4 protein-coding genes and 1 pseudogene are annotated in these 4607 nt (G+C 65.3%); all 5 read left to right on the forward strand.

Annotated features, from left to right (window positions below):
- Positions 1 to 121: 121 nt before the first annotated feature.
- Complete coding sequence (locus INT49_RS20500; RefSeq protein ID WP_226851108.1) at positions 122 to 991, forward strand: DJ-1/PfpI family protein; 870 nt, start codon at positions 122 to 124, stop codon at positions 989 to 991.
- Between the two features lie 14 nt (positions 992 to 1005).
- Positions 1006 to 2037, forward strand: a complete 1032-nt coding sequence (locus tag INT49_RS20505; protein ID WP_193119587.1) for an ABC transporter substrate-binding protein — start codon at positions 1006 to 1008, stop codon at positions 2035 to 2037.
- A complete protein-coding gene (locus INT49_RS20510; protein WP_069600538.1) occupies positions 2027 to 3091 on the forward strand; it encodes a FecCD family ABC transporter permease in 1065 nt (354 codons plus the stop codon). The genes INT49_RS20505 and INT49_RS20510 overlap by 11 nt, the downstream gene beginning before the upstream one ends.
- 26 nt (positions 3092 to 3117) lie before the next feature.
- Entirely contained in the window at positions 3118 to 3864 is a 747-nt protein-coding gene (locus INT49_RS20515) for an ABC transporter ATP-binding protein (RefSeq protein ID WP_258772489.1), read from the forward strand.
- A 115-nt stretch (positions 3865 to 3979) separates the two neighbouring features.
- Positions 3980 to 4551: pseudogene (locus tag INT49_RS20520) on the forward strand (transposase); the annotation flags it as partial.
- Positions 4552 to 4607: the final 56 nt, after the last annotated feature.

Genomic DNA, 4607 nt, shown 5'->3' on the forward strand with positions numbered 1-4607 from the left:
GCCGTGAGCCTCGCGGCCTGACACCACAACTGTCACCTGATCATGCGGCAGTCCCGATTTGAAAGGGAACGCGTGCGGCTGGGAGACGGCAGTCGCATCCGAAGCTAACGGAAGGTTGAAAATGAGCACGAACACATGGAGCTCCCCGGTGACGGGCTTGACCTGTCACGGTTGTGTCGAGACGGTCACCGCGCAGTTGATTGCTGTGCGCGGCGTCAAAGAGGTGAACATCGATCTCGTCGAGGGTGGCGTATCCACGGTGAGCGTGGTCGCCGACCGTGAGCTCACGGACGGCGAGGTCGAGGGCGTACTACACGCCGGCGGCGCATTCGCACTCGCTCGTGTTGATGCGATGAGCTTCCTCGGTTCGACTACGAACGCGCGCGACCTCGCAGTCGACGTGCTTTTCTTCGACGGGGCCGAGGAACTCGATGCAATCGGTCCCTGGGAAGTGCTCCGCTTCTGGGCGGAGCTTGGTGACCGACGCGTCGACGTGCGTGCGGTGAGTTTGGACGGCAAGTCGGTCCGTTGCGCGAAGGGGCTCACCGTCGATGTCGACGGTAGCCTTGGCGACCGCCCCATCGATCTTCTTATAGTCCCGGGTGGTCGCGGTGCCGACATCCTCGCGGGGGATCTCGAACAGGTCGGGCGGATCTCGCGCCTCGCTGAACAGGGAGCAACGATGGCGTCCGTGTGCACTGGCGCCCAGGTGCTCGGCGCTGCTGGCCTTCTCGACGGGATCAATGCGACGACCCACTGGATGGCCCGCGGCCAGCTCCAGAAGTCCCACCCGTCAGCGCGCATCTCGTCGGGCGAACGATGGGTCGACTCTGGCGATGTCGTCACGAGCGCCGGCGTGTCGGCCGGAATCGACATGGCCCTGCACCTCGTAGATCGGTTCGACTCCCGCGCCGTCGCTCACCGAATCTGCAGCGTGATGGAGTACCCGTGGCATCCAGAAGCTCGCGGCGAGGCCGTTATCTCTACATGATGTAGAGTTAAGGGGTGACTTCGCGACGCATCCTCCCCTCTGCTTTCCTCGCCACCCTGACGATCGCCGCCCTCGCGGGATGCGGTGGCGGGTCGATGGACCATTCCGACCACAGCGGGCACTCCGCCGGCTCCTCGGCTTCTCCCACCGGCGCCGCCGACGTCGTTACCGACCCCACATGCCCGGCGGTTGTCTCACTCGAATCCGTCCCCGAGCGCGTTGTGACCATGGACGCCGGAGCGGCGGCCTTTCTCATCGAACTCGGACTCGGCGACACGGTTGTGGGCACTGCGGCTCCAGACTTCAAGACCGACTTCTCCGGAGACATCCGCGCTCAACTCGACGCAGTGCCCGTTCTTGACGACGGACAGGGGTCAGCTGAGGCAGTGATCGCCTCCGACCCGGACCTGGTCACGGGAATCTCGCAGTACGAGTTCGGCGGTTTCGACGGCACCGCGTCTGTCGATCAGCTGGAGTCCGCGGGATCTGCCGCCCTGTCCGCCTGCGGCGCGGTGCAGGATGTCCCGGTGGACAACATCGATGAGACGTACAGGTATATAAGCGCGCTCTCCGATGCATTCGACGTTACCGAGCGTGGCGAGGAGCTGATCGACCGGATTCGTACTCAGGTCTCAGACGCGACGGCGGCCTCGCGGGACGCAGACGTGCCCGTGCTCAGCTTGTCCTCCGTGCCCGACGCTGGCGCGGGCATCAACACCAACGGCGGATCAAGCTTAGCGAACGGCATCATCACCTTGGCCGGCGGTACCAACATCGCCCGTGACCAGCTCCAGGACTTCGCAAGCTTGTCTGCGGAGGCGGTGACGGAGGCCAACCCGGCTGTGATCGTGGTGGTGTCCGGTTTCGCGGATTCCAGCGATGAGGACCTGAAGGCGGCCATCATGGCCAGCCCGCTGTTGGCCGAGACCGACGCCGTCAAGAACGAGAACGTCGTCGTGGTGCCGCAGCGCATCCTCCTGTCACCGAGCCTGCTGAATGCGGACGCCGTCCAGATCATCGCGGATGCGGTCGCGAGTGCTTCCTGAAGAGACGCGCAGACGCCGAACCGGGGCCCTGCGCGCCATCCCTCTGACCGCCATCCTCATCGGGCTCCTCTTCCTGCTTCTGACAGTGATGGTGATCAGCGTCGGTGTCGGCGCGGTATCGATCGCCCCCGGAGAGGTGATCGAGGTCATCTCCGGGCGCGTGGCGGGCAAACCCGAGCTTGGCTCCCTGGATTTCATCGTCTGGGAACTACGCATGCCGCGCGTGTTGCAGGCCGCAGTGGTCGGCGCCGCCCTGGCAGTCGCCGGAGCGTGCGCACAGGTCCTCGTCCGCAACCCCATCGCCGACCCCTACGTCCTCGGCCTGTCTTCCGGAGCCGGGGTCGCGGCGGTCCTGGTCATCACTTCCGTCGGTGTTGCCACCTTCGGAGTGCTGTTGCTCCCGGTCGCCTCTTTCGTCGGTGCCGCTGCGACCGGAATCATCGTCGCGGCCACAGCGACCTCACGCTGGGGGATGTCCGCAGGCCGACTGGTGCTGTCCGGAGTCGCGATCGGTCAACTTCTCGGAGGGGTGATGTCCTTTCTCCTCATCCGATCCGGGAATTCCGATGCCACTCAGCAGGTGATGTTCTGGCTTCTCGGGAGTCTGGCAGGCGCCCAATGGCGACTGCTGCTCGTCATCGGCCCCGTGATCATCGTCGCGATCGTTCTCGTCGCAATGTCTAGCGGGCGCCTTGACCTCCTCGGCCTCGGAGACGCTCAAGCGGCCGCGTCAGGGGTGCATCCGGGGCGTTCCCGGGTGCTCGTCTTCGCTCTCGCTTCCCTGATGACCGGCGCCGCAGTCGCCGTCTCGGGGACTATCGGCTTCGTGGGCCTCATCGTGCCGCACATCGCCCGTCTCCTCGTGGGCGGTATGCACAAGCGCGTCATTCCCGTGTCTGCGTTGCTGGGGGCGATCCTGCTCAGCTCGGCGGACCTCGCCGCGCGCACCGTGCTAGCATCGTCAGAGCTTCCAGTCGGGATTTTCACCGCGGCGATCGGCGTGCCAATCTTCATCCTCCTCATGCGCAAGAATCGCGCCATGGCCCTCTCATGAGCTCATCGCATACGACGCCATCCGAAGTGGCTTTCAACGCCGTGTCCGTGAACTACGGACCACGGCGCGCGCTCGACAACGTCAGCGCCACAATCGCAGCGGGTGAGATCGTCGCCGTCGTCGGACCCAACGGATGCGGCAAGTCAACTCTCCTGAGCCTCCTTACCGGATACCATCCGGCCTTCACCGGCACCGTCACGGTCGACGGTGAAGACATCAGCACGATGCGCGCTCGCGACAGGGCTCGGAAGATCGGAGTTCTCCGGCAACACACGGGGCCCCTTCCCGACGTCACCGTGACCGAACTCGTCGCTCTGGGCCCTCAGAAACTCTCCACGCACCAGGTCAATCGCACCCTGGCGCGCGTCGGACTCGACGAACTCGCGACCGAACCAGTCGCGGCTCTCTCCGGCGGACAACTGCAACGCGCACTTCTCGCACGAGCCCTCCGTCACGACCCCACTCTGCTGGTGCTGGACGAGCCCACGAACCACCTCGACGTCCAGCACAGATTCGCCCTCATGGAGCTCCTGCAAGACCTTCGGGTAACGGTCCTCTGCGCCCTCCACGACCTCGACCTCGCGATCCGCTACACGGACGACATGCTCCTCCTCGCCGAGGGGCAGTTGCGCGCACACGGACACCCCGACGCCGTGCTGACGAAGTCTCGGGTTCTCGAAGTCTTCGCGATCGACAGCGAAAGCGTGACCACAGCCCGAGGCCAAACGCATCTTCTCTTACGCTCCGCGCGAGCTCGTGCCGCCGGGGAGTGAGACCTGCACATGAGATATGCGGGCAAAGGCCCTGGGCTGACCCCGTTTCGTAGGTCCAGTCGTTATGAGAGTCGTCCTGTTGTCCGCGGTCGCGGGCAGGGAGACTGGTCAGATCATGACGAACAGCAGGAAGCGTCACACCCCGGAGCAGGTCGTCCGTAAGCTCGGGCAGGCCGACAGGATGCTCGCCGACGGTCAGGACGTCGCGGCGGTGTGCCGGGAGCTCGTGGTGTCCGAGCAGACGTACTACCGGTGGCGGAACCAGTACGGCGGCCTCAAGGCCGACGACGCAAAGCGCCTGAAGGAGCTGGAGAAGCAGAATGCGACCCTGAAGCGTCTGCTCGCGGAAGCGGAGCTGGAGAAGGCCGCGCTCAAGGAGCTGGCTGAGGGAAACTTCTAAGCCCGGACAGGCGCCGCGCCGCCGTCGATCACCTCAAGCGCAAGCTGCGGGTGAGCGAACGGATGGCGTGCCGTCTGGTCGGGCTGAGCCGCTCCGCGTATCGGCGACCGCTCAAGGGCGACACGGTCGCGGACCCGGATCGGGCGTTCAGGGAGTGGCTGCGCGCCTGGGCGAAGGACCATCCCCGCTACGGGTACCGGCGGGCGTATCACGACGCCCGCGCCGAGGGGTGGGTGGTGAACCACAAGAAGATCCAACGCCTGTGGCGTGACGAAGGGCTCCGGGTCCGAGGGTGTTTCATTAGCTGTGTAAGGGTCCGGTCTCTAACCGAGGTGTGACCTGC

Origin of the sequence: Brachybacterium tyrofermentans (assembly GCF_014897585.1) — a bacterium.
In the GTDB taxonomy this organism is placed as follows: Bacteria; Actinomycetota; Actinomycetes; order Actinomycetales; family Dermabacteraceae; genus Brachybacterium; species Brachybacterium tyrofermentans.